The sequence below is a fragment of the Gammaproteobacteria bacterium genome (assembly GCA_019748175.1).
Lineage (GTDB): Bacteria > Pseudomonadota > Gammaproteobacteria > JAIEPX01 > JAIEPX01 > JAIEPX01.
The window spans coordinates 241,955-267,611 of record JAIEPX010000008.1; the positions used below are offsets into that span (position 1 = coordinate 241,955).

The following is a 25,657-nucleotide window of genomic DNA, read 5'->3' on the forward strand; positions in this document are numbered from 1 at the left end:
ACTAGCTATAATAAAAGATTTAAGATTCATTGATGGTTTCCTCCAATAAAAATTCTTCAAATGTATAACCTTTAATACGCTCAGTGTCAAAGTGATTGTTAGCAATCACTGACAAATGATTATGTGGGAATTGTTTAGTAAACCAGATAAATTCCATAGGATTAGTCGACCCTCGTTTGACTTCAAAATACTTGGTTTTCGCGTGTGTTTCAACAAAATCAATCTCATGCTCTTTATTTTTCCAGAAAGCAAGAGGCGCTAATATATCTTTCCCTAGTATAGAATTTCTTCTTAATAGTTCTTGTGCAACTAACCATTCATACCATACACCTTGATTTTTTTCTGGTAACAAAAGGAAATCGTTTACACTGCGAATGCTATTAGAATGATAAACCAAAGCAACCAAAACATTTGTGAAATGATATTTGCATTCCTTGCGTTTAATGAGAATTTTTCTATGCGGATCCCAAGGATAGGCTGGTAGGACACAGCCTAAATCATGAAGCACTTCGGTGTATCCTTGAGCGACCGTGTTGTTGGCAAGACCAGCTTCACGTGCTAATTTAGATTGACCAATGGGGCTAGGAGATAATCGATGAAGCACATTCATGATATTCAGCAATGAACTTCTGGAACGTCCCGTATGTGTGATTTCTCCATCAACCCAGTCTCTAACTAGCTCAATAACATACTCAGGGATTCTTCCTCGTTCTGCTAATTCAGAGCAAGCTATTGGTGAACCACCAGATAATAAATAACTAATAAAGCATTTTTCCCCGAGACCTTCTCCACAAACACGTTTAAATTCTCGATAAGAAACAGGTGTAAATAAATAACTAGTGCGGTTTAATTTTCCCTTTCTACCAGGCAATCTTTCTGATCCTCGATGAAGATCTGTTGCTTTTGATCCCGTTGTAACGACTAAGGTATTCCGCAATCTGCCATCATCTACCATTTTTTTTAGTATTAATTCCCAATTATCTATAGCCGTAATTTCATCAATGAATATCCGATGCGCTTTGGCCTTACTATTAAAAACTTGAATTAGGGTGTTAATTTTTTCTTCGAGAACAGTGGCTTCTAAAATGTGTTCACCATTTAGATAAAATGTTGATCCTGGGCCAAAAGTTTCAACAGATTTTTTAAGTTCTTTTTCAAGCCAAGTACTTTTACCATATTGACGAGCACCTCGGATCAGAATTATCCCGGGTTCCGTCGGAAGTTCGTTTAATCCAAATTCGCTTTCAAAGATAAAAGGACTTTGCTTTAAGCGAGTAAGATGAGGAAATAACGAAGGATGATCGATATTCCCGTTAAGCAGTAGTTCATTGATAACATCATTACTTAGCATGTTGAGTCTCATCTTTATAATTGCAGTACAATAGTAGAGTTGATTATAGTCAACGTTGATGACGTTGGCAAGTCCAACGTTATCAACGTTTGATATCCTAACGTTCTTAACGTTGGGTTCTTGACAATGGGCTTAAAAGCCCTATTGAATCTAGTTAATATGGGATCCTTGAACTAAGTCGGCAAAGCCGAATGGGGCTTGTGATCTAGTCGAATAAGTGATTTTCCCATGCTGATGGCTACAATCTTAAAATCAGCCCAATTATTTGAGCTCAGCCATGTGATAAATATCAAGTTAGGTATGCCCATTGTAAGTATTCGTGTGATAATCAGATAATGGGGGATCAATATCCGTAAAATCTTGGAATGAACGATTGGGCTGATTTGGTACTCCCACCAATGTGTTGTATTTCATTGTCACAGATTTTGCTTGGCTTACTTTGACAAGTTGCTTGACGCCTTCAGATCCTTTAGTGGATAAATCATTATTTTCTATAATTACTTCGTCAGATTCGGAATCTACAGGATTTAACAGGGGCATACCATTTACAGCTTGTGAAATAAACGTAAATTTGTTATTGGATATTCTAATATTCTTAATTGTACTCCAATAAAGAGGTGGATCTTTTGGGTCGTTGGCTTTTTGTCTTCTTTCATTTTCTTTTGCATTCATCGTTCCATTTTCACCACAAATATCAATACTCATCGATACATTATCTGGCTTTTTAATAATATTGAATGTATTGCCTGCTATTTCAACTTTCATGCGTGGGAAAATGGATTGATAGTTTATAGGCATTGAGATAGTTCCTATAAAGATCGCACGTGAATTAGAATAATTTCCAGCAGGAAGATTATCATTAGAGCAATCTAACTCAAATGTATTATTTTTAACTACTAATTTGCAATCATCTGGAAGAGGCCATCGACTATCGCTGCGTTCAATTTTACCAAGAAACAAAAATTCGGCGAAAATATTTTCATTGGCACTAATTTTTTGTCGTCTAAATCCAGTGATTTTGACTGAATTTCCGATCAATGTAAATGATAGGCTTAAATTTTCATCAAATTGAAAACCAATATCATGAGCTTGTAATACATTCGGATCTCTAGAATTTGGAAAAACATTATTTTTTATATAATAATTTTTATGTCCACCGATGTTAAATCCGCTGTTGACCAGTGTACATCCCGTAAACCCTGATAATTCTGTATTTCCGTGAAAATTTGCAGCAGCACCAGCTTCCGGAAATTGTGGAATTATTTTTCTAGTAAAAGTGCTATCTTGAATATCTATAAAACGATTTACTATGACTTCATTTGCTGCCCCGCCCCCCGTTGCTATAGCATGCCAATGAGATTCAGCTTTGATATCTTTTACAGATATACTTTGACAATGAGTGAAAGAGACTCCATATGCGTTGTGTAGTACTGTTATTGGTACTGGAGTTGGATTATTATCCGTTTTGGGAGGTGTATATATATGTGTATTAACTTTGTTGACATTAAAACTTCCTGATAATACGTTACATTTATAACAGTTATGAAAATCTAATCCGATATAGTAAGACGATTCATCAATAATTACATTAGTAATGTTACTATCTCTACCAAAACTGAGTGCAATAGATGTAGTTGCTCTAGGGTCGATTGGATCATTATTATTTTTTTTTGCAGTGATATGGATATTTTCAATGTTAACACTAACTGTGTCTAATTTATATAGTTTACATCCGTTACGATAATTGTCTATACAATCAAAAGTTACTCTTTCAGTTAATGAGTCTATGGTTTTTATTTGTAGTATTTCACCTTTTTTATAATATTCTCTTATGCCATAGCTAAAATTGTTGGGATCAGATATTAATAATAAATCACCTGGTTTTAAATTAGAGGTGTTTGGTATAAAGAACCTATATGTGGTATCGTTTCCACTTTCAATACTACTGTTAGTCGTTTCAATTTCACGAGCTGCGCCATAAAATTCTAAGAAATTTGAACGATTTGTTCCATTAAAAACAGGGTTAAAAAAAGTTGTATCAAGAATCGTGTTAAAATTCGGATCTTTTGAAAACTTTGTATCTAGCTGACCATAGATTCGTTTAGTTAGTCCATTTGCACTATTGTATGCCATATAAGCATATGTATCAAATACATATCTGCCAGGAGGTATATAGATTTCAGTATATGAGCTGTTAAAGGCAGCGACAAATGCCGCAGAATTCTGTTTCCTTAGCGCTATATCAATAACGGTTCCAACAGGTGAAAAATCTGAAATCGCTTGAAAATAATTAACTCCGTCAATTGTAAATGGTTTAGTAATATCGAGCACAGTACTAGTAGAAATATTTGAAGGCTTCCATGTAGAAAAGAAATGAGAGCGATTTAAAAAAGATTCACTTCTAAGCCCTAAGTGTGGATTAGTATAAGCACTCTTCTCAAAATACGATAACTTTCGGAATTCGTTTCTTAATCGCATATGTCATCCCGCCTATGATTAAAAAAGTATTAACCTTCTACTACATTAAATACAGCGCGTCAAGTAGAGCGAGCTTCTTTTGGTTGACAAGCGAATCGTTTTATATTAAAGGTTGGCGCTGAGATTCAAAATTTGAATTCTATATCTATTTAATTAACGTTATAGGTTTTAGATACATGTCCTATCTTTGTGAAAGCGAAAATAACTTGATAGAATGACTCACGATTTCAATAAAAAAGGAGTAGTAATGGCTCGATCAGTTATCATAATCCCAGCCCGATACGGATCTACGCGGTTTCCGGGGAAGCCACTAACAATGATAGCAAGTAAGACCTTGCTTCAGCGAGTCTATGAAGTAGCGTGTGCTGCTTGTCAAAATTTAAGTGATGTCAAAATTTTTGTGGCTACAGACGATGATAGAATTCATGCGCATGCTTTAGAATTGGGTGCTGAAGTAGTAATGACTCCCGAAGACTGTAAGACAGGGTCTGACCGTGCTCTTGCTGCATGTTCACAGCTGGACACATTGCCAGAAATCGTGGTGAATTTGCAAGGTGATGCCCCGCTGACCCCGCCGCATTTTGTAACGGCAATTATAAATTCATTAATTAATAATCCTGAGTGTGATGTTGCGACTCCAGTTGCTCAGTTATCATGGGAAGCATTAGATGATTTAAGACAGAGTAAATTACTGCGACCTTTCAGTGGAACAACCGCGATTGTTGACAACAGTAATAATGCGTTGTGGTTTTCTAAAAAAATTATTCCCGCTCTACGCCAAGAAGAAAAATTAAGGCAGTCACAAAAATTATCCCCCGTTTTTAGACACATTGGATTATATGGTTATCGTTTTTCTGCTCTTCAAAAATTCGTTAGTTTGCCTGAAGGAAATTATGAGGCCTTAGAGGGATTGGAGCAGCTTCGTTTTTTAGAAAATGGTTTAAAAATTAAAGCGGTTAAAGTTGATTACGGACAATTTCCCAGTATGTCCGGTGTTGATACACTAGAAGATGCTAAAAAAGCAGAGCTGTTATTGTTGCAACAGGAAGCAGTTAAATGATTAATATATTGATTGCTCGACATGGAAATACATTTGATCCTGGTGATACCGTACTCCGTGTTGGGCGAGGCACTGATATTCCTTTATCAAACAGTGGAAAAGATCAGGCTCAAAAATTAGGTGAATATTTACGCGAGTATCATCCCGATATTCACGCTGTATATACCAGTACCTTAAAGCGCACAATTTTAACAGCAGAAATATTATTATCATCAATGCAGTTACAGATACCGATTGAAGCAATAAATATTTTTGATGAGATTGATTACGGTCCTGATGAAGGAAAGCCTGAAACTGAAGTGGTTGCGCGCCTTGGAGAATCTGCGTTAGGGCAGTGGGAGAAAAATAATATCGTTCCATCGGGTTGGAATGTTAATCCAGAAAAAATAACTGAAGCATGGCGAGAATTCGCGAATGAAAAAGAAAAAAAATTTCCTAATCAGACTATCTTAGTTGTTACAAGTAATGGAGTTGCGCGATTTGCGCCTGAGCATAATATCAAACTAAAGACGGGTGCAGTTTCTTATCTTACGGTTGAAAACGGTCATTGGCACTGCGTTTATTCTAATCGGCGTTCTTAGGAGGGGGCGCGATGCATTTTGAGTATGCTAATCTTGAGTATACACCAAATAAAAATCTGACCCCCTTTACTGTGTGTCAAATCTGACTCCTGCCGCAAAGGCACGCCCACTCTTGCTGGTGCTCGGGGGTGTCAAAAGTGGCCCATGTGGAATAGGCTGTTTTAATGGCGTCAACTTGGTTGGCAAGAATGCCAGATATTACGATTTTTCCATCCGGTTTTAGAAGCTGTGAAAAATGAGTTGATAATTCGATGAGGGGTAAAGCTAAAATATTGGCGATCAAAACATCTGCTTGTACAGGCAGCAATTCCTCGGGTAAAAATGTTTGAAGTTTTTCAGATGATATTTCGTTCAACTCTGCATTTTCTCGTGTTGCAATAAGCGCTTGAGGATCGTTATCTACAGCAAATGCTTTTTTCGCGCCAAGTTTAATAGCTGCAATAGCTAAAATTCCAGATCCACAACCGTAATCGATAACGAGATCTTGTTGTGAGATATTTTTTGCGAGCCACGATAAACATAATTGAGTTGTAGGATGTTTTCCGGTGCCGAATGCCATTCCAGGGTCGAGAATCAAACTGTGTGCAGGACGTTCTGCTGGTATTTGCCAGCTTGGATAAATCCACAATTTATTTACATAGCATTGAGGCTTAAAATCATTTTTCCAAGTATGTTCCCACGCTTGATCCACAATTAATTCTACGGTGGAGTTTCTAGCGATTTCATTCCCAAATTGATTTTGTAGTACAGAGATAACTTCAGGAAGATTGGCATATTCGTCGAATAACGCGGTCAGTTTAATTTGATCCCAAAGTGGAGTTTCACCGACTCCAGGTGCGTAAATGGGTTGATCTTGTGCATCTTGTAATGTAATTGCGAGAGCACCCAAGTTATCGAGCGTATTACTTAATAATTCAGCTTGTTCTCGATTAGTAGCCAGCGTCATTTGTAAAAAAGGCATCTAATTTCTCTTATTGTTTTTCAGAGGCTAATTTCTTTTCAAGAAAATGAATATTTTGACACCCAGTTTGAAATTTTGGATCTGAGAGTATATCTTGATGTAATTCAATATTTGTTTTAATTCCATCTACAATCAATTCGAATAATGCATTTTTCATTTTTGCAATGGCATTTTCTCTATTTTCGCCGTGGCTAATAATTTTTCCAATCATTGAATCGTAATAAGGAGGAACAGAATATCCGCTATAAATATGACTATCTACGCGAATTCCAGGGCCGCCAGGTGCGTGGAATAAATTAATTTTTCCAGGAGAGGGTAAAAATGATCGAGGATCTTCGGCGTTAATTCGACATTCAATAGCATGGCCTTTGATGGAAATGTCTTCTTGTTTGTAACGCAATTTTTTGCCGCTCGCAATTAATAATTGTTCTTTTACAATATCAATTCCAGTGACCATTTCTGTAACAGGATGTTCGACTTGCACGCGAGTATTCATTTCGATGAAATAAAATTCGCCATTTTCATAAAGAAATTCAAAAGTTCCTGCTCCGCGATATTTCATTTCTTTACATGCTTTTACGCAGCGCATACCAACACGTTGTCTTTCTTCTTCTGTAATGCCAGGAGCGGGCGCTTCTTCTATAACTTTTTGGTGTCGTCTTTGTACTGAGCAATCTCGTTCGCCTAAATGAATCGCATTGCCTTGTCCATCACCCAACACTTGAATTTCTATGTGTCGTGGATGTTCAAGGAATTTTTCCATATACACATCGGGATTTCCGAAAGCTGCTTCAGCTTCAGTGCGAGTCATTGCGATCAGTGAAATCAGTTCATTTTCATCGCGAACGATGCGCATGCCTCGACCACCGCCACCACCCGATGCTTTAATAATAACAGGATAGCCAATGTCTTTTGCGATTTGTAAATTCGTTTCATTGTTAAGACCTAATTTTCCATTAGATCCAGGTACTGTTGGAACATTTGCTTTTATCATTTCTTCAATTGCTGAAACTTTATCTCCCATTGTTCGAATAGTTTCAGGTCGTGGTCCAATAAAAATAAATCCGCTATTTTCAACTTGTTCGGCAAAGTCTGCATTTTCAGATAAAAATCCGTATCCCGGATGAATAGCATCGACTTCAGAAATTTCTGCTGCGCTGATGATCGCAGGAACATTAAGATAACTTTTTGCGACGTTTGGTGGGCCTATGCAGATTGCTGCGTCAGCAAGGCGAACATGTTTAAGATCAACATCTGCGGTGGAATAAATTGCAACAGTTTTAATGTTGAGTTCTTTGCAAGCGCGTAAAATACGTAATGCAATTTCACCGCGATTAGCGATTAAGACTTTTTTCACCATGGATGATTACTCAATGATAAACAATGGTTGATCAAATTCAACAGGCGATTCGTTGTCGATTAATCGTGCGCTGATGACACCTGCTTTATCTGATTCAATTTGATTGTACATTTTCATCGCTTCGATTAAGCATAATACGTCACCCACTTCAACGCGTTGACCCACTTCCACAAAGGGCTTCTCACCGGGTGTCGGTGCTAAATACACTGTACCGACCATAGGCGATTTGACAGTGTAACCTTTGATTGGAGTGCTTTCTTTGGGAGCACTAGCGGCTTGAGGAGATTGGGTATTAGCGTGTGATGGGTGAGACTCAGGCTGTTGAGCATAATGCACTGGAGTAACTTGTGCGGGTGCGTGGGAGTACCGGCTGATGCGCACAGATTCTTTATCTTCGTGCACTTCGATCTCGGCGACCCCGGTTTCGTTGATTAGTTCAATCAACTTGCGAATTTTACGAATATCCACTGTTTCAACCCCTTTCAATCGTATACAATAAAGCCTTTTTGAGGCAAGACGCCGATTCTGCACTATCTTGCCCGTTTTGTCCAGTTCGAAGATGATCTCTTCAATTTAGCCGAATATGATGCATTTTGCCAGCATATTGATTTCAAGGAAGGTGTTGAATAGGTATATTTCTATATGGACAGTCTTTTCCTCACAAATCTAAAGGACAGTGAGGAAACCTCTTTGCAGGTATGTCATTAATAATCTCATTAAATGCAAATTTTCCCGTCGTCGTCTTTGTCTTTTTGTTGGGCTTGCTTTTTGTTCAATTCTTCATCGGCTAGAATCATTTCAAGCAATGCTTTGAATTTTTGCGCATTCATTTCACCCACGACACGATATTGTTTGAGTTCACGACATTCGGGTCCGAAAAATAAAATAGTGGGTGGTGCAATGACATTAAAATACGTTTCCAAAGCTTTATCGGTCGCATCATTATGAGTGACATCAGCGCGAACAAATGTAAATTCGCGCAATAGTTTTTCAACATCAGGATCTTGAAAAGTGTGTTTTTCCATGGAAGAGCAAGAGGTGCACCAATCAGCATAAAAATCGAGCAATAAAAATTTTCCTTTTGCGCGGCTTTTTGCTAATTCACGTCGAACATCAGTGAGATTTTTTACGGTTTCAACTTTATTTGATGTTGTGCCCAAAGTAATATTCGGATGACCTAAATTTGAAAGAGGACGTATAGGATCGTCATTTCCAAAACCAGCGCCTACTAGCATCATTAATCCATAAACAAGCATTAAAATTCCGACGCCTTTTCGTAATCGCGCCCATTTATTTTCACTCACAGGAGTAAATGTTCCTAAATACATCGAAACAATGACGAGTAAAGCACCCCAGAGTAATAATGTAATGGTTGGTGGTAGAATCCTGCTCAACATATAAATGGCCATGGCTAACATTAAAACACCAAAAAAGGACTTTATGGATTCCATCCAATGTCCGGCTTTTGGTAAAATTTTTCCGCCAGCAGTACCAATGACGATGAGTGGTAATCCCATTCCAAATCCAAGAGAAAATAGTGCAACACTTCCGAGCCATGCATCACCGGTATCACCAATATAACCCAGCGCGCCGACGAGTGCCGGTGTCACACACGGAGATAAAATCAGCGTAGCTAAACAACCCATTACTGCCACACCAATATAACTTCCACTTTTTTGATGATTACTGATTTTCGTTAAAGTACTTTCAAATTTTTCTGGCAGTTTGATGTCATAGAAACCGAAAAAAGATAAGGCTAAAATAACAAAAATAATGGCAGAAAGTACAATAATCCAAGGCTGTTGAAAAATGACTTGAATACTGCTACCAACAGCACCAACGAGTAGACCTGCGACCGCATAGGTTAAAGACATACTTAAAACATAAACTAAAGATAATCGAAAACCTTTCCACGTATGAATATTTTTTTGACCGACAATGATCGTAGTAATAATAGGGACCATGGGTAAAACACACGGCGTAAATGCAAGTAGCACACCGATTCCCAAAAAGCTGAGAAGAATAGTAATAACGGCGTGTGATGCAAGCAGATCCTGAATTTCATCTTGATCTGAATAGGGCGCGACGGGTTCTTCAGGTGAAGTATTTTCGACAGTGGTGCCTTTCAATGCATGGCCAAAATGGCTTTGCAAATCCAGTTCAGCTAATTTTGTGATCGGGGGATAACAATAACCCCCTGATGAGCAACCTTGATAACTGACTAATAATTGCACAGGATCTTTAGTGTGAGTCATGATCGGAATTGATATGCTGACATGGTTTTGATACACAGTCGTTTTACCCATGTATTCGTCTTCTTTAATGGTACCCGCTGGAAGAATCGAATTACCGAGCACGCCTTGAGTATGATCTTTTAAACTAAAGTAAATTCGATCGCGATATAGATAATGATTAGGTGCAATGTTCCATTCAGCCACAATAGTTTCGTTATTCGTTGCTTTGATTGAAAATTCGAATGCCTTGTCGCCTGAAATAGGTTTTGGCGAATCTTCAGCGAATACAGTTTGTGTGAGTATGATGAATAATAGGGCAAAAAACAGACGTTTGAATGTGATCATGTGGTCGGTTTCCCATAAAGTTAAAAAGCTAGAGTTATCATAACGCGAAAGGGTCGGGCACGCTATGTTGAAGTAGTCAATAAGAGTGCAAATAAATATCGTTATAGTCGTATAATTTGATTATATTTTAATAATTACACAAGTGTATTCCCTATATATTGGAGTTGGTGGTTTAAAAACCTGCTATAATTAGAGTGCGACTAGTATATTACGAGGAGGTTAGTATCATGAAAATTTCAATCAAAAGTCTTGTATTAGGAACTGCGCTCGCCGCTCTGGTAGGCGCTACAAGTGTGAATGCCGAAGTGGTGAAAACTGTGACTATTAAACATGGTCATCCTGGCGTGCATCGAGTGATTGTTGTGCATCCTAACATGCATGTTAAGCATTTTAGACATCATCATCGACACCATAATGACAATTGGCGACATCATCACAGATATCATCGTGATCATTGGCGTCACCATCATCGACACTGGTAGTATTAAATCATTACAATAGTGTAAAAGCGCTCCCGTTTATGCGGGAGCGCAATACCATTCTATTCCGCACTTGAATTCTTGACTTCAACCCCCATCTTGTTAATACTGGCACTCTAAGCATGTGAGTGCTAATGTGGGCTGCTAAAACACATTTCAGGCGGTTTTAGCCGGCTAATTGTTATTTTTAAGTATGGAGTGAGAACGTATGAGCGTAAAAATTCGTCCCTTACACGATCGAATCGTGATTAAGAGAATGGAGGAAGAGCGTACTACTGGTGGTGGTATCGTGATTCCCGATTCAGCGACTGAAAAACCTGTTCAAGGTGAAGTTGTAGCTGTAGGTAAAGGTAAAGTCGTAGATGGTAAAATTTTGGCGCCTGATGTCAAAGTGGGCGATAAAGTGCTGTTTGGTAAGTACTCAGGTACTGAAGTCAAAATCAGCGGAACAGAATTACTTGTTATGCGCGAAGACGATCTACTCGGTGTAGTCGAAGCGTAATCAATTGGAATCAATTAAGAGGATTAATTAATGGCTAAGCAAATTCAATTTAGTGATGAAGCACGCCGACTTTTAGTAGAAGGCGTAAATCTTGCTGTGAATACAGCGAAAACCACGTTGGGTCCTAAAGGCCGCAATGTTGTGATTCAACAAGCTTATGGTGCTCCAAAAATCACCAAAGATGGCGTTGAAGTAATTAAGAGTATTGAGCTCGAAGATATTTGTCAGAATCTCGGTGCTAAAATGGTTGCCGATGTTTCTTCTAAGACAGCGGATGATGCTGGTGATGGTACAACCACAGCAGCTGTATTAGCTCAAAGCATTCTGGTTGAAGGAATTAAAGATGTTGTTGCTGGTCGTAATCCGATGGATCTCAAACGCGGTATCGACACAGGTGTTGCTGCAGTGGTTAAAGAACTCATCGCGATGTCTAAACCAATCAAAGACAATAAAGCAATCAAACAAGTCGGTGCAATTTCTGCAAATTCTGATGAATCGATTGGTGATCAAATTGCTCACGCGATGGATAAAGTGGGCAGAGAAGGTGTTATTACTGTTGAAGACGGTAAAGGTTTTGAAAGCAGTGTTGAAGTGGTTGAAGGTATGCAATTCGATCGTGGATATCTATCACCGTACTTTATCAACAAACAAGAAAACATGCACTGTGAGTTAGATAATCCTTTCGTATTATTGTACGACAAGAAAATTACTAATATTCGTGACATGTTGCCAATATTAGAAGCTGTTGCTAAATCTGGCCAACCTTTATTCATCATCGCTGAAGATGTTGAAGGGGAAGCATTAGCAACATTAGTTGTGAATAATATGCGTGGTATCGTCAAAGTCTGTGCAGTAAAAGCGCCTGGTTTTGGTGATCGTCGTAAAGCTATGTTGCAAGATATTGCTATTTTGACCGGTGCTAAAGTCATTGCTGAAGAAGTTGGCTTGAGTTTAGAAAGTGCAACATTGCAAGATCTTGGACGTGCAAAACGCGTTACTGTCACCAAAGAACATTCAACGATTATTGATGGTTCAGGTGATTCAAAAGACATTAAATCACGTGTTGATCAAATTCGAAAAGAAATTGAATCAAGCACTTCTGATTATGATCGCGAAAAATTGCAAGAACGTTTGGCTAAATTGTCAGGCGGTGTTGCAGTAATTAAGATCGGTGCTGCTACAGAAATCGAGATGAAAGAGAAAAAAGCGCGCGTGGAAGATGCATTGCATGCAACTCGTGCTGCAGCTCTTGAAGGTATTGTTGCTGGTGGTGGTGTTGCTCTGGTACGTGCTCGTCGTGCATTGGTAGACCTCAAAGGCGCGAATGAAGATCAAACGCGTGGTATCGATATTTTACGTCGGGCGCTTGAAGCTCCTTTACGTCAGATCGTTGCCAACTCGGGTGATGAACCTTCAGTAGTGCTGGCTAAAGTCGTAGCAGGCAAAGATAACTATGGTTACAATGCTTCAACGGGCGAATTTGGTGATATGATCGAAATGGGTATTTTGGATCCAACCAAGGTAACTCGATCTGCACTACAAAACGCAGCGTCGATTGCAGGTTTAATGTTGACCACTGAAGCGATGATTGCTGACCTTCCAAAGAAGGGCGGTGATGAAGGTGCTGGTTCTGGTGGTGGCATGGGTGGTATGGGCGGAATGGGAGGTATGGGCGGCATGATGTAATCTGCTTCCTTGCCTTTTAGGCCGTGATAAAGCCCCTCAACTGAGGGGCTTTTTTTTTAGGAATATAAAATTGAAAATAAAATTAATAATGATAATAAGCTGTTTAATAACAACGTCAGTTTTTGCAACAAAAAATTATCGGTATGATTCAAAAGAAAACATTAATTATTTATTCCAGCAAGCTTTTAGAGATCATGCATTCCCCGGGGGTTGTTTAATTGCAGGTACAGCTGATCATGTGATCTTAAAACAATGTTATGGTTATCATACTTATCAGAAAAAAATTTCAGATGAGGTGTTTGATCGTTTTGATCTCGCTTCGCTCACAAAAGTGATTGGAACAACAACTGCAATCATGAAATTGTATGAGCAACATAAAATTCGTTTAACAGACAAAGTAGTTGATTATTTTCCGGAATTTTCAGGGCCAGATCTACTTCATACGCAAATTAAAAAAACAATTACTATAGAAGATTTACTGACGCATCGTTCTGGATTGCAAGATATTATTGCCGTAGATAAAATGACTGCTTGTTCATTAGGTCATCGTTGGAATTGTTTATTTAATACACCCTTAAAATTTTATCCAAAAAGAAAAACATTCTATTCAGATCTCAATTTTATTTTATTAGGGAAAATTGTAGAGCGAATTACGCGTGAAAATTTAAGTGATTATTTGAGAGATTTTGTGTTTTATCCTTTAGAGATGTATCACACAGGGTTTATTCCTAAGGAAGATGCGTGTTCTATCATACCTACATTTTCTGAAAATTGTGTTGGAGTAGTGCACGATCCAATTGCGCGTGCTATGGGAGGTGTATGTGGGCATGCGGGTTTATTTTCGTCGGCTAATGATATACAGCATTTTGCGCAAATGATCCTCAATAAGGGTCGTTATCATAATGCACAGTTTTTACAGAGAGAAACGTTAGACATTTTTTTTCAGCGTGATGATGTTTTACCAAAAAGTACGAGGGCACTAGGCTGGGATACGGCTTATAATCCGGAAGATTCAGAAATACCTCATCAATTTAGTGCCGGGTATTATATCGATGCGAATGCTATAGGACATACAGGTTATACTGGAACGTCAATTTGGATCAGTCGAAAACAAGGGCTTTATGTAATCTTATTAACGAATCGAGTTTTTGGAAATCCTGATCCAACACATCAAGCGCGAGATCGATATTGGCGACAGAAAATCACATCGGCTGTTTGGAAAAATTTGGGATTCACCCAACCTAATCCTTTGTTTCATGAAGCTGCATTAAGAGCTCATTAGCCTATTTTTTGTAATTTAAGAGGTAAAAAATGAAAATAAGTTTGTCGTGTTTTGGTGGAATTTTTTTATCACTGCTGGTGTTATCTGCGTATGCTAGTCAACCTGTCCTATCAGGTATCGATAGATTGTTGACGCCTGAGTATGTGCACTTAATTAAAAATAAAAAAATTGCTATTGTAGCCAATAATGCCAGTGTTGATCGTCAAGGCCGCTCAACAGTAGAGTTACTAAAACGCTTTCCAAATACAAATGTTGTAGCGATTTTTACGCCCGAACATGGTTTTAGTGTGAATGAAGACGATAAAGTATCAGATAAAGAAGGTGAAATGATTCCAGTTTACTCACTTTACGGGCCTCGTAAATCACCGACAACTGACCAATTATCTGGCGTTGATGTGATTGTGTTTGATTTGGAAACAGTGGGGTTACGCTATTACACGTATATTACTACGCTAGCATTGGTAATGAAGGCAGCAAAGCAGGAAAATATTCCCATCATTGTCTTGGATCGCGTCAATCCATTAGGTGGTAAAAATGTTTCAGGGGCCATACTTGATGAAAAATATGTTGGAAATTTTGCAAGCTACTATCCAATTCCGACTCGTTATGGATTAACAATGGGAGAGTTGGCGCAATATTATAATCGCTTTTTTAATATCGATTCTCAATTAAAAATAGTGCCCCTGAAAAATTGGAAACGAAATTATTTATTTAGTGATACTGATTTAACTTGGCATGCACCTTCACCAGCATTACCCACATTTGAGCAAGCGTTTTTATACGCAATTTTTGGACCGTTTGAGTCGCTGCAATTGGCCGTTGGTAGAAGTCAAACGAATAAAAATGCTTTTAAGCAATTTGGTGCACCGTGGATCAGTTTAGAAGAGGCGAATGTTTTGGTCTCAAATTTAAATAAACTCAAATTACCCGGACTCAAATTTCAGGTAATCAGCTGGACGCCCGATCGTGCACAATATGAAAATAAAGTGTGTCATGGGTTTTCTATAAAGATTACCGATATTAAAGAGATCAATACTATGAAAACATTTATCGGCGTCGCTGAGGTATTGTATTCGCAATTTCAGAATAAATTGAGATTCTCAGCTATAAATGGCATGATCGGTTCTGCTGACTTTCGTCAAGCTATTGAAAATCATGAGTCCGCAGAAATAATTATCGAAAAACTTAAAAAGAGTAATGCTCAGTTTATGAAACAGCGCGAATCGATTTTAATCTACGATTGAGAAAAGTTAGTAAATCGCTTATAATCCACTGGTTTACTAATTAGCGAGTGCAAAGCCTATGTTGAGTAAAGAAACTCGATCAATTTTTATTTGTGCGTTAGGTACCTTTCTTGAATGGACTGAATATTCTATCTATGGATATTCGGCTGCAAAAATCAGCGCAATATTTTTTCCTCAAGTAGATTCTCGGGTTGCGCTTCTTGCCGCATACGGTGTATTTGCAGCGGGTTTTTTCGCGCGTCCTATTGGTGGTGTGATATTTGGACATATAGGCGATCGATACGGTCGTAAACAAGCGCTTACTTTTTCAATGGCATTGATGGGGTTGGCAACTTTTAGCATGGGCATTTTGCCAACGTATTCTCAGTGGGGTCTTTTAGCACCTGCATTGCTATTATTGTGTAGAATTTTACAAGGTTTGGCTGTCTCAGGTGAATTTAATGGCGCGGCTATTTTTTTAATTGAGCATGCAAATCAGCCTCACAAAAATAGTGCGGGCAGTTGGATTGCATCTGCTGCAGCAGCAGGAATGGTATGTGGTGCATTAATGGTCTCAGCAGTATCTTACCAAGGCCTGCCCAGTTGGAGTTGGAGAATTCCGTTTTGGATTGGATCGCTCAGTTGTTTAATTGGATTCTATTTACGACGTACTCTCAGCGAAAGTCCAGAATTTCAGAGAAATCAGCATGAGAGACTTCGATCACCTTTAAAAACATCGCTCGAAGTTGGAAAAAAAGCTATGTTGCAAACAGCAGCCATAGCTGCTTTTGTAGGAATTAATGTCTATGTATGTAATATTTATTTTTCAACTTTTCTCATTACTCATTTGGAGTTTTCAGCGCACAATGCTTTAATGATAGCCGCTTTCGGACAAGGTTGTGTTGCAATACTCATTCCAATATTTGGCAAAATTGCTGATAAATATAATAGCGGACGCACATTGATATTGTTTGGATTAAGTGGAGCCGCTATATCTGCTTCATTAATTTTTGTATTAACTTCTAATCACTCAATTGCGTTACTCTTATTAGCGCAATTTATATACGCTTTTTTCAACGGAATGAGCTCAGGACCTTTATTTAATTATCTCAACACGTTATTTCCAACACAACGTCGTTATACCGGTATAACAGTATCCTGGAGCATTAGCGTCGCCATCTTTGGGGGCACAGCTCCTCTGATTTCTCAATACATCGTCGGCTCTTTCGATTGGCAACAAGGTCCAGCAATTTATGTCGCCCTCAGTGCCTTCGTGGCTATTTTCGCTATTAAAGCGGCGTCGCGTCTTGAGTTGTGTGAGGTTTTACGAAATCGTTACTAAATTACTACGACAGTTTCTGCGAAATCATATTATTATAACGCTATTTATAGATCGCAGTTTGTTTAATCCGCGCTGTTATCGTCTAGCTCAATCTTTGTTTGATGTTTTATTTGGCTGAGGCAGAAATTACTGCGATAGGTTTTAATATTCGGTTCATTGGCGAAAATCCTTCTGGCAAATTCGTGGTAGTGGTTCATGTCTCGTACGCAGACAACCAGAATATAATCGACTTCACCAGAGATGAAGTAACATTGGAGAATTTCCGCATGTTCGTGCATTTTGCGTTCGAAATTACTTAAGAGGTCTTCTCGCTGTTGCAGCAGGGTAATGTTGGTGAACACGAGTATTTTATTGACTTTAAAAGGGTCGATTATTGCAACATCTTTACTTATTACACCCATTTCGCGTAATTTTCTTACGCGGCGTAAGCAGGGTGGGGCAGATAGGCCGACTTGTTCTGCGAGCTCTTGATTTGTAATCAAATTATTACCTTGCAAGGTGTTAAGAATTCGCTTGTCTATCCGGTCAAGCTTGGCTGGTTTCATTTTAGAGTAATTTTCTCTAATTTTAGGCATATAAAAATCTCATATATTACAAATTGAAGACGGAAGGCATTCTATTATGCAAAATATTGGCTGTCAATACGCAACACGGTTTATGCTTATTTCGCGTACTATACCGCCTTATTCGCTATTATTAGTGATATGTAGGGCGTGGAAGGGACAGCATGAAGCTTAAGTAAATACTGAAATTGCTGCTAACTTTCCAAAAATTACGTTACCATGCTTACAGTTAAATTTTAGGAGAAGATGCCATGCTTAAGCGTGATATTTCGACAACCAATGTTTTAATTGCCGCTGCCGGGGGTATGATCGGCTCAGGTTGGTTATTTAGTCCATTTATCAGCGCACAAATTGCGGGCAGCAATGCGCTCATCAGTTGGATTATTGCTGCGATATTTATGGTGTTTATTGCTTTACCTCTCTGTGAATTAGGGACCATGTTTCCAGTCTCGGGTGGATTGGCAAATTATCCGAGTTTTACCCATGGTAGAGAAGTGGGCTTTCTATTTGCGTGCACGACTTGGATTTCTTATTTGGTGATGACGCCTATTGAAATTCAAGCTATTTTGCAATACTCCAGTCATTTCATTCCAGCATTAACTGCCAAAGGTACTACCGAGTTTAAATTATCAGGTATTGGATATGTTGCTGCTATTAGTATTATGTTATTCGTCGTCGTGCTGAATTCTTTTGGTATTAAATTATTGACCGAGTGTAATAAATACGCCAGTATTTTGAAATTTATTTTACCTTCTATAGCTATTGTTGGATTGCTTTACACGGCACCTTCGCTGGTTAATATTGATATTAATGTCAGCACCAGAGAAAGTTGGGAGCAAATTTTTTCTGCACTTTCAGTAGGAGGTGTGATTTTTGCTTTTACTGGATTCCAAAATGGTTTAATTCTAGCGGGTGAAATAAAAAATCCACAACGTGATATTCCAATCGCTATTTTGGGTGCTGTCTTCATTGGATTTCTACTCTATTTTATGCTGCAGTTGAGTTTTATTGCAGCGATACCGCAACAATATTTGAGTCACGGCTGGCATAATTTAAGTTTTCCCGGCGATAGCGGCCCTTTGGTTGGGCTAACATTATTATTAGGTCTAGGTGTGATCGCGGTGTTATTAATGTTTGACGCAGCATTTTCACCCTTTGGTACTACACTTGTTTATACAGCAGCCACCTCCAGAATTCTTTATGGTATGGCTGAAAATAAACATTTACCCCCATTTTTTCTTAAACTCAATCGTCACAAAATTCCGTACATCACTTTATTTGTGAATTTTTTTGTTGGAGCTTTGAGCTTCCTACCTTTTCCCGGCTGGCAAAAAATGGTAGCCTTTCTTTCATCAGCCAGTATTTTGTCATATGGCGCTGGTCCAATTTGTTTATTAGCTATGCGCAAATTACAACCTACGCTCAAACGTCCATTTAGATTGTCGGGCGCTTTAATTTATTCGCACATCGCCTTTTTCGTGTGTAATCTGATGTTGTACTGGTGTGGTTTTTCCACGATTTGGAAATTGTGTTCAGCACTTGTTGTTGCGTTAATCATCACCCTAGCTTACCAACGCAAAAGTATTTTTGCCTGCTCACGCAGTCTCTTTTGGTTTATGTCTTATATGGGATGTTTGTTCGTTCTTTCTTACTTGGGTAATTTTGGCGGAATTGGTCTCTTTAAATTTCCCCAAGATATTATCATTATCTTACCGTTTAGCATTATTACCTTGTATTCCTCGCAATATTGCTTGGGTGAGGAAGACTACAGCTATACCTTCGCAGAGGATGAGAGGGGGTAATCATGGAGCAAAATTATAAAGTAGAAATTCCAGCAAGAAAAAATGCACCCGCGACCAACTTATATAGTGTAATGGCATATGAAAATGAAGAGTCTTTGCATACTAAGCCTTACATCATGATGCTAAGTGGTGGCCCAGGATTAAATCATTCATACTATAAAGATTATGCTGATCTTAAAGATGTCGCCAATATCATTTTTTTTGATCCGCGCGGTTGTGGGTTAAGTGATCGTGGTAGTCCTGAAACATACACGGCGGATAATAATATTGACGACATTAATTGTATCCGTGAATATTTCAAGCTGGATAAAGTGATTCTACTTGGAAAATCATACGGCGCAATTTGTGCACTAGGTTACACACTGCGTTATCCAGAAGGTGTCAGTAAACTTGTACTTGCTGCAGGTTCACCAAGTTACCATATGATTGAGACTGCGAAAGTTAACGCGAGTAAACGTGATCTCAACACAGAGCAAGTAATAATTTTAGAGAAATTGTTGAATGGTGCATTTATTAGCGATGAAGATGCAACAAATGGGTTGAAAAAGCTTTCCAATTTATATTCATATAAAGTTCGTCATGGACTACCTGTTTTCCGTCCTCCGCCAGAGTATCCGCTATCACATGAAGTATTTAATCAAGGATTTCAAACGTTTATAAAATCATTCAACTTTGCGGACGATATCCATAAAATTCAGAGCAAAACCTTGGTTTTAGTGGGCGATGAAGATTGGATTACAGATAAGAAATATTCAAAACAAATTGCTAGTGCGATAAAAGGCAGTGAACTAATTATTTTCCCTAAAGCCGATCATTCAATGGAATCTGATGTTCCTGAACAATTCTTTGCCGCCATACGCAGATTTGTCAGTTAATTAATAATTAATTAAAGGTTTCCATGGTTTGATATTTAAAAAAAGCTTTTTTCATTTTATAAATAATTAAAAAAAATATTTTTACTTTCGGGCTTTCATATTCCCTTAATGGTCAACTGCTATACTAATAACATAGTCATTAAAGGAGATTAACATGAAAGTTCCAGGTTTATTTTCTGGCTTTTTTAAACCAAAGAAGCTAGAGCCACATTATTTTCTGGCAAACCCTATGTTGCTATTTAGGAAAGATACTCGTCCCATTAATCTTATAACTGAAAATGGTGGTTTCAAAGGACGACATTTCTCGGGTATTGAAAAAGATCTGAGGTCTTATTTGCAAACTAATCACCCATCAATTGGTTTCGGCTCTATGGGATTTCACAATTTACCTGCATTAATCGATTGGAAAAAAGAAGAGGGGGATTACAATATTCATTCTTTCGTTACGGGAAAACACAACCGAGTAATTGACGCATTTCAGTTTACTCTTGATCATAATGTTGGGAGTATTCCTGAGCCCATGAGCAGCGCAATTTCTGCTGAAGAACTGGCCAATGAACGTGAGATGATCGTATTAGGTGATATTTTATCTGGACAATTCATTGCTTCTATTCATCACAAAGATCTGCCACGTTTACAGTCAGGTGAAGAGGTTCCTAATCAGCTAAGAATTCTTGGTCTAAATGATACTGTACCTAAAATGCTTTCAATTAGAGATTTTACAAATTTGACAGCAATGTTACATGCTTGCACTAATCAGGGATGTGATGAAAAAGCACACGCATTGGCGCTTCTGATTACACCAGAACAGCTGATGAGGGAATCCAGAACTAATCAATACCCCGCTCTCTTAATCGCTAAACTAGAAAGCATTATAAAATCAGCTCAATCTAGTCAAGAACAAACTATTCATTCTTCACCAACGAAGCGTTAATATGGGAGAGTTCTAAAGTCTGGGCTGTATCCAGAATTAGTGAGGCGCTGATAGCTACGGCAGTTCAAGTAACAATAGGTAGATTCCTTCTGTCTGGCTAATCATGATCTTTTCCAAAGTCGGCGTTACAATCCGACTGTCTTTCCGAAAATGGCTCGCTCGGGTCCCCCTCGCTGCGCTTTATTTTTCTCCAAGAAAGTCGGATTCTTCGCCTACGTGACTCAGGATAATTAAATTTTGTTGCCACAAGGATAACTTAAGAAGTCTTGAAGGTTTTTTTAATAAACTTTCCAGAGCTAAATGAATAAAAGAAAGCGTCGAGTTTAGAAGACTGGGCAAGATCTACCTTTTCAAGATCGTTTAGCAACTCAAGACGCGACGCCATTTTTGCATAATTTACTCGAAAAGCTTCTTTTTCGCGGCCATGGACTTTAAGAGGGCAGGAGGGGAGAAGCGGTCGCCGTATTGATTGGTGAGTTCGAGGGCGCGAGAGTAGAAGGCATCGAGGCCGTAGGCGTTGATGAATTGAAGAATGCCGCCGGTAGAGCTGGGGAAACCGATGCCGAAGATGGAGCCGATGTTGGCTTCGGCGACAGAGTTGAGGACGCCTTCGTCGTAGCATCGGACGGCTTCGAGAGCTTGACGAAACAATAATCGATCTTGAATATCTTGAGTGGGCATAATTTTTTGCGGAATACCGAAAAGTTTTTTCAATTCTGGCCAAAGATATTTTTTTCCTTTTTCAGGATATTCATAAAACCCACCATCGTAAGCTTTGCCTGATCGGTGGTATTTTTCAACCAATATTTTTGCAACGCGCAAACTTGCTTCACCATTCATTGCCGTTGCTTTACCCAGCACAATATCAAGTTGGTCATTCGTTTCTGCAATAGAAATAATGAGTTTCTGGCTGATCTCGTCAGAAATAGCAAGTGGTCCGACGGGCATTCCAGCGAGTTTTGCTGCGTGTTCTATTTTAACGGGATTCACACCTTCTTCGAGTAAACGTGCACCTTCATCAAGAAATGTCCCGAATACACGTGAAGTAAAAAAACCTCGGCTATCATTGATGATTATGGGAGTTTTGTTGATTTTTCGAGCAAAATCAAACGCTTTCGCAAGAGTTTCCTTACTTGTTTTTTTACCCACAATAATTTCAATCAATCGCATTTTATCCACAGGAGAGAAAAAATGAATACCAATAAAATTCTCGGGCTTTTGTATTGCATTAGCTAATAGTGAAATCGGTAATGTTGAAGTATTTGAAGCAAAAATCCCTTTTTTATTAATGTAGGATTCTGTTTCTTTAGTGACTTTCGCTTTAATGTCAACATTTTCAAATACAGCTTCAATAATGAGATCACAATCTTGTAAATCGTGTGGGTCTTCAGTTGGATAAATACGACTTAATATGGCAGCTTTATTGTGATCGCCCTCTAAATATTTTTCTATAGATTCTTTTCCTGCATGTGCACTGCTGTGATTAATATCTTTTAGGATGACATTGATTCCTTTTTTTGCGCAGACCAATGCAATTCCACGTCCCATCATGCCAGCGCCAAGAATACCAATTTTTTCAAAGGAAAAGTGGGGGATATTCTTTGGACGACTCTTTCCATTGTTGATTTCATTCAGCTGTAAAAATAGAGTGTTAATTTTATTTTTAGCTTCTTGTGTGAGTGCTAATTTAACCAATGATCGGCTCTCAACGCGTTGTGCTGCATCAAAATGTATGGATAAGACTTGGGAAGCCACATATAAAATTTCTTGAATGGCTAGATTCCCTCCACACGTTTTCTTAACGATTGACGCTGTAGTCGCAGCGATCCATTGAACCATTTTAGGGTTGCGCATGTCGCCACCTGGTATTTTATGATCAGGCATATCCCAAGGCTGTTGTGCATGAGGATTATTTTGGATCCAGGCTTTCGCTTTTTGCATTAACTCCTTCCGATCATTAGCAAGCTCATTAATAAGGCCTTTTTTTAAAGCTTCCGGTGGCGAAAGAATGCAACCACTCAAAATATAGGGAATCGCGTATTCAGCACCTAAGAGGTGAATTAAACGTACAATGCCACCGCCCCCAGGAGCTAATCCTAGCGTAATCTCCGGTAGTCCTAGTTGAATAGAAGGTGCGTTTATCGCAATTCGATGATGACAAGCCAATGTGAACTCAATTCCACCACCCAACGCTGATCCATTAATTGCTGCAACAACCGGTATTGATAGTTTTTCGAGGCGTCGAAGCAACGACTTAAAAAGACTGATCACATATAAAAAATCTGCAGCCATTTTTTTTGTAAGTGATAAAATTGCTTTTAAATCAGCTCCCGCTATAAAAGAATCTTTTGCTGAAGTGATAATAACGCCTTTTATAGTATTGTCTTCTTTTTCAAGTTGATCCAGCGCTTTTCCAAATTCCTCGATGAAAACAAGGTCGATCTTATTGACTGATCCATGCAAATCGAATTGCAGCGTCACAATGTCGTCTGAGTCTTTTGTGTAGCGAATCCCTGTCATTGCATTTCTCCTTCTATCTCGCGACTATTTTACACGTTCAATAATAGTGGCTACGGCCATTCCGCTTGCTGCACACAAAGTGCACAATCCGTAACGTAATTCTCGTCGTTCGAGTTCATCCAGTAAAGTGCCGAGCAACATTGTACCGGTAGCACCTACAGGATGACCTAAAGCAATCGCACCCCCATTAACATTAACCTTCTCTAATGGGATTTTTAATTCTTTCATATAACGTAATACAACAGATGCAAATGCTTCGTTAACTTCAAATAAGTCAATTTGATCTAACGTCATTTTTGCTTTTTCTAACACCTTTTTTGTAGCAGGAGCTGGGCCGACTAACATAATGGTAGGATCGGTTCCTATCAATGCAGAGGCAATTATTTTTCCTCGAGGTTTAATTTTTAATTTTTCTCCAACCGATTTATCGCCTAACAAAACAACGCCAGCGCCATCGACGATACCGGATGAATTTCCTGCCGTGTGCACATGATGAATTCGTTCAATGCCAGGATATCGACAAATAGCGACTTCATCGAATCCAATTTTGCCGAGTGCCGCGAATGAAGGTTTTAATGCTTTTAATTTCGCGAGTGAAGTATCTGATCGAGGATGTTCATCATGATCAAGAATAAGACAGTGATTTTCATCGTAAACGGGAATAATTGATTTACCAAAATAATTATTTTGTATGGCTACAGCTGCGCAATGTTGAGAACGTAATGCAAATTGATCTACATCTTCACGAGTAAAACCGTCGATAGTTGCGATCAAATCGGCACTAACACCTTGCGGAATAATTTTATGTGGCATTGTTAGGCTAGGATCATGAATGAGAGCGCCACCATCCGATCCTGAAGGTAACCGCGACATGCATTCAACACCACCAGCCACAACACAATGATCCGAGCCAGCGGCTATCCTCATTGCTGCCAAATTGACAGCTTCAAGCCCTGAGGCGCAAAAGCAATTAATTTGAATTCCTGGAATTGAGTGGTTCCAACCCGCAAGCAATGCGGCGGCTTTAGCAATATCCGCTCCTTGGTCGCCGACGGGGCTCACGCACCCCATGAGAACGGCATCTATGTCCTTACTTTTAAAGTGGTTACGTTTTTTCAAGACCCTTAATAGCCCTGCTGCGAGCTTGACAGGAGTAACCTCATAAAGGGTTCCGTCAGGTTTTCCTCGTCCTCTGGGTGTTCGAATAGCATCATATATGTAAACATCGATCGGCATTTGTACTTCGTCCTATCCTATGAGATTATTTGCCCTAATGAGCAGTTCTTTACCTAAACTGCATATCTTATATTATAGATTATAAAGGGATATTTTGCCTTGCAAACAGACCTACAGAGTTGGCCACCGACATACCGATTACGCAAAAGTCGTCGTGCAAAACATCTGCAATTAAAAGTATGTCCTCAAGAGGGATTAGAAATCGTAATCCCTTATCGATTTGGTTTTTATAATGTAGAAAATTTACTCACAACTCATCGATCATGGATAGAAAAAAAATTAAAAACATATCACACTAAAGTTCAACTCAGTGAAGGGATTCCAACACAGATTCGATTGCTGATGTCGGATGAAAATTGGCGTGTTGAATTGGTGCCAGCAATGGGTCGAACAAAAATTATACCTCGTCCTGATTGCACAATAATACTGATGGGAAATATAGAAAATACGCTAGAATGTCAGACTTTTCTGAAAAAATGGTTGCGACAAAAAGCTCAAACATTATTAATACCTATGTTAGAAATTGTTGCTCATGAAATTGGTTTGTCATTTCAAAAAATATCAATTCGAGAGCAGAAAACCCGATGGGGAAGTTGTGATAGCAATGGAAACATTTCACTCAATGCCAAATTGATTTTTTTACCGAGTCCGCTTGTTCGATATATTATGATTCATGAGTTATGTCATACCCGGCATCTTAACCACTCAAAGCGGTTTTGGGCCTTGGTGGCTAAGTTTGACCCGAATTATGCGCAACATCGTCGTGAGATCAATCGGTACAATAGAGAAATGGGCTGCTGGGGCATAGGTTAGCAAATGATGATAAAGGTGTATTTACAATTA

The 25,657-nt window shown here is 38.8% G+C and carries 21 protein-coding genes; 12 read left to right on the plus strand and 9 right to left on the minus strand.

All coding sequences use genetic code 11. From position 1 onward, the window contains the following. Nucleotides 1–19: 19 nt before the first annotated feature. Both K2X50_04145 and K2X50_04150 read right to left on the minus strand, forming a co-directional pair. A complete protein-coding gene (locus K2X50_04145) occupies nt 20–1,351 on the minus strand; it encodes an AAA family ATPase (GenBank protein ID MBX9586430.1) in 1,332 nt (443 codons plus the stop codon). Between the two features lie 294 nt (nt 1,352–1,645). Then, on the minus strand, nt 1,646–3,829 hold the full coding sequence (locus K2X50_04150; protein MBX9586431.1) for a hypothetical protein: 2,184 nt from the start codon (nt 3,827–3,829) through the stop codon (nt 1,646–1,648). 247 nt (nt 3,830–4,076) lie between these two features. On the opposite strand from K2X50_04150, the gene K2X50_04155 reads away from it, so the two are divergent. Both K2X50_04155 and K2X50_04160 read left to right on the plus strand, forming a co-directional pair. Continuing rightward, entirely contained in the window at nt 4,077–4,889 is an 813-nt protein-coding gene (locus tag K2X50_04155; GenBank protein MBX9586432.1) for a 3-deoxy-manno-octulosonate cytidylyltransferase, read from the plus strand. Then, the gene (locus K2X50_04160) at nt 4,886–5,470 is read left to right on the plus strand and encodes a histidine phosphatase family protein (GenBank protein MBX9586433.1); all 585 of its coding nucleotides are present in this window, start codon (nt 4,886–4,888) and stop codon (nt 5,468–5,470) included. Before K2X50_04155 ends, K2X50_04160 begins: the two co-directional genes overlap by 4 nt. Before the next feature lie 76 nt (nt 5,471–5,546). Here the strand turns inward: K2X50_04160 and prmA are convergent, their stop codons facing one another. The 4 genes from prmA to dsbD all read right to left on the minus strand — a co-directional run bounded on the left by prmA (nt 5,547) and on the right by dsbD (nt 10,370). Further along, entirely contained in the window at nt 5,547–6,431 is an 885-nt protein-coding gene (gene prmA, locus K2X50_04165; GenBank protein MBX9586434.1) for a 50S ribosomal protein L11 methyltransferase, read from the minus strand. 10 nt (nt 6,432–6,441) lie between these two features. Beyond that, nucleotides 6,442–7,791, minus strand: coding sequence for an acetyl-CoA carboxylase biotin carboxylase subunit (accC, locus tag K2X50_04170; protein ID MBX9586435.1), 1,350 nt, complete (start codon nt 7,789–7,791; stop codon nt 6,442–6,444). 6 nt (nt 7,792–7,797) lie between these two features. Then, on the minus strand, nt 7,798–8,259 hold the full coding sequence (accB, locus tag K2X50_04175; GenBank protein ID MBX9586436.1) for an acetyl-CoA carboxylase biotin carboxyl carrier protein: 462 nt from the start codon (nt 8,257–8,259) through the stop codon (nt 7,798–7,800). A gap of 248 nt (nt 8,260–8,507) precedes the next feature. After that, nucleotides 8,508–10,370 carry a protein-disulfide reductase DsbD gene (gene dsbD, locus K2X50_04180; GenBank protein ID MBX9586437.1) on the minus strand — a complete coding sequence of 621 codons (1,863 nt, stop codon included), beginning with the start codon at nt 10,368–10,370 and terminating at the stop codon, nt 8,508–8,510. 227 nt (nt 10,371–10,597) lie between these two features. Between dsbD and K2X50_04185 the strand changes: the two genes are divergently transcribed. From K2X50_04185 to K2X50_04210, 6 genes are all read left to right on the plus strand, one after another. Then, the gene (locus K2X50_04185; protein MBX9586438.1) at nt 10,598–10,852 is read left to right on the plus strand and encodes a hypothetical protein; all 255 of its coding nucleotides are present in this window, start codon (nt 10,598–10,600) and stop codon (nt 10,850–10,852) included. 205 nt (nt 10,853–11,057) lie between these two features. Then, nucleotides 11,058–11,351, plus strand: coding sequence for a co-chaperone GroES (locus K2X50_04190; protein MBX9586439.1), 294 nt, complete (start codon nt 11,058–11,060; stop codon nt 11,349–11,351). A gap of 30 nt (nt 11,352–11,381) precedes the next feature. After that, nucleotides 11,382–13,037, plus strand: a complete 1,656-nt coding sequence (gene groL, locus K2X50_04195) for a chaperonin GroEL (GenBank protein ID MBX9586440.1) — start codon at nt 11,382–11,384, stop codon at nt 13,035–13,037. A gap of 70 nt (nt 13,038–13,107) precedes the next feature. Continuing rightward, entirely contained in the window at nt 13,108–14,319 is a 1,212-nt protein-coding gene (locus tag K2X50_04200) for a beta-lactamase family protein (protein ID MBX9586441.1), read from the plus strand. Between the two features lie 29 nt (nt 14,320–14,348). Next, nucleotides 14,349–15,563 (plus strand): DUF1343 domain-containing protein, encoded by a 1,215-nt coding sequence (locus tag K2X50_04205; GenBank protein ID MBX9586442.1) that lies wholly within the window; start codon nt 14,349–14,351, stop codon nt 15,561–15,563. Between the two features lie 58 nt (nt 15,564–15,621). Next, nucleotides 15,622–16,884 carry an MFS transporter gene (locus K2X50_04210; protein MBX9586443.1) on the plus strand — a complete coding sequence of 421 codons (1,263 nt, stop codon included), beginning with the start codon at nt 15,622–15,624 and terminating at the stop codon, nt 16,882–16,884. Nucleotides 16,885–16,946: 62 nt separating this feature from the next. Here K2X50_04210 and K2X50_04215 read toward each other — a convergent pair whose 3' ends face one another. Next, complete coding sequence (locus K2X50_04215) at nt 16,947–17,459, minus strand: Lrp/AsnC family transcriptional regulator (protein ID MBX9586444.1); 513 nt, start codon at nt 17,457–17,459, stop codon at nt 16,947–16,949. Between the two features lie 239 nt (nt 17,460–17,698). On the opposite strand from K2X50_04215, the gene K2X50_04220 reads away from it, so the two are divergent. The 3 genes from K2X50_04220 (at nt 17,699) to K2X50_04230 (ending at nt 21,058) form a co-directional block, all read left to right on the plus strand. Beyond that, nucleotides 17,699–19,249: an APC family permease gene (locus K2X50_04220; protein MBX9586445.1), complete on the plus strand. Its 1,551-nt coding sequence runs from the start codon at nt 17,699–17,701 to the stop codon at nt 19,247–19,249. Between the two features lie 2 nt (nt 19,250–19,251). Beyond that, on the plus strand, nt 19,252–20,124 hold the full coding sequence (locus tag K2X50_04225) for an alpha/beta hydrolase (GenBank protein ID MBX9586446.1): 873 nt from the start codon (nt 19,252–19,254) through the stop codon (nt 20,122–20,124). 154 nt (nt 20,125–20,278) lie between these two features. Next, a complete protein-coding gene (locus K2X50_04230; protein ID MBX9586447.1) occupies nt 20,279–21,058 on the plus strand; it encodes a hypothetical protein in 780 nt (259 codons plus the stop codon). 396 nt (nt 21,059–21,454) lie between these two features. On the opposite strand, the gene K2X50_04235 is transcribed toward K2X50_04230, so the two are convergent. Continuing rightward, nucleotides 21,455–23,578, minus strand: a complete 2,124-nt coding sequence (locus K2X50_04235) for an enoyl-CoA hydratase/isomerase family protein (GenBank protein ID MBX9586448.1) — start codon at nt 23,576–23,578, stop codon at nt 21,455–21,457. Between the two features lie 24 nt (nt 23,579–23,602). Next, nucleotides 23,603–24,814, minus strand: a complete 1,212-nt coding sequence (locus K2X50_04240) for an acetyl-CoA C-acetyltransferase (GenBank protein ID MBX9586449.1) — start codon at nt 24,812–24,814, stop codon at nt 23,603–23,605. A gap of 99 nt (nt 24,815–24,913) precedes the next feature. Here K2X50_04240 and K2X50_04245 point away from each other — a divergent pair, with 99 nt between their 5' ends. Continuing rightward, nucleotides 24,914–25,627, plus strand: a complete 714-nt coding sequence (locus K2X50_04245) for a M48 family metallopeptidase (protein MBX9586450.1) — start codon at nt 24,914–24,916, stop codon at nt 25,625–25,627. Nucleotides 25,628–25,657: the final 30 nt, after the last annotated feature.

Coding starts and splice junctions, on each gene's coding strand:
- prmA (MBX9586434.1), bottom strand. CDS start 6,431: ATGCCTTTTTTACAAATGACGCTGGCTACTAATCGAGAACAAGCTGAA.
- K2X50_04210 (MBX9586443.1), top strand. CDS start 15,622: ATGTTGAGTAAAGAAACTCGATCAATTTTTATTTGTGCGTTAGGTACC.
- groL (MBX9586440.1), top strand. CDS start 11,382: ATGGCTAAGCAAATTCAATTTAGTGATGAAGCACGCCGACTTTTAGTA.
- K2X50_04220 (MBX9586445.1), top strand. CDS start 17,699: ATGCTTAAGCGTGATATTTCGACAACCAATGTTTTAATTGCCGCTGCC.
- K2X50_04215 (MBX9586444.1), bottom strand. CDS start 17,459: ATGCCTAAAATTAGAGAAAATTACTCTAAAATGAAACCAGCCAAGCTT.
- K2X50_04185 (MBX9586438.1), top strand. CDS start 10,598: ATGAAAATTTCAATCAAAAGTCTTGTATTAGGAACTGCGCTCGCCGCT.
- K2X50_04155 (MBX9586432.1), top strand. CDS start 4,077: ATGGCTCGATCAGTTATCATAATCCCAGCCCGATACGGATCTACGCGG.
- K2X50_04235 (MBX9586448.1), bottom strand. CDS start 23,578: ATGACAGGGATTCGCTACACAAAAGACTCAGACGACATTGTGACGCTG.
- K2X50_04190 (MBX9586439.1), top strand. CDS start 11,058: ATGAGCGTAAAAATTCGTCCCTTACACGATCGAATCGTGATTAAGAGA.
- K2X50_04240 (MBX9586449.1), bottom strand. CDS start 24,814: ATGCCGATCGATGTTTACATATATGATGCTATTCGAACACCCAGAGGA.
- K2X50_04225 (MBX9586446.1), top strand. CDS start 19,252: ATGGAGCAAAATTATAAAGTAGAAATTCCAGCAAGAAAAAATGCACCC.
- K2X50_04205 (MBX9586442.1), top strand. CDS start 14,349: ATGAAAATAAGTTTGTCGTGTTTTGGTGGAATTTTTTTATCACTGCTG.
- K2X50_04150 (MBX9586431.1), bottom strand. CDS start 3,829: ATGCGATTAAGAAACGAATTCCGAAAGTTATCGTATTTTGAGAAGAGT.
- K2X50_04145 (MBX9586430.1), bottom strand. CDS start 1,351: ATGCTAAGTAATGATGTTATCAATGAACTACTGCTTAACGGGAATATC.
- dsbD (MBX9586437.1), bottom strand. CDS start 10,370: ATGATCACATTCAAACGTCTGTTTTTTGCCCTATTATTCATCATACTC.
- accC (MBX9586435.1), bottom strand. CDS start 7,791: ATGGTGAAAAAAGTCTTAATCGCTAATCGCGGTGAAATTGCATTACGT.
- K2X50_04230 (MBX9586447.1), top strand. CDS start 20,279: ATGAAAGTTCCAGGTTTATTTTCTGGCTTTTTTAAACCAAAGAAGCTA.
- K2X50_04160 (MBX9586433.1), top strand. CDS start 4,886: ATGATTAATATATTGATTGCTCGACATGGAAATACATTTGATCCTGGT.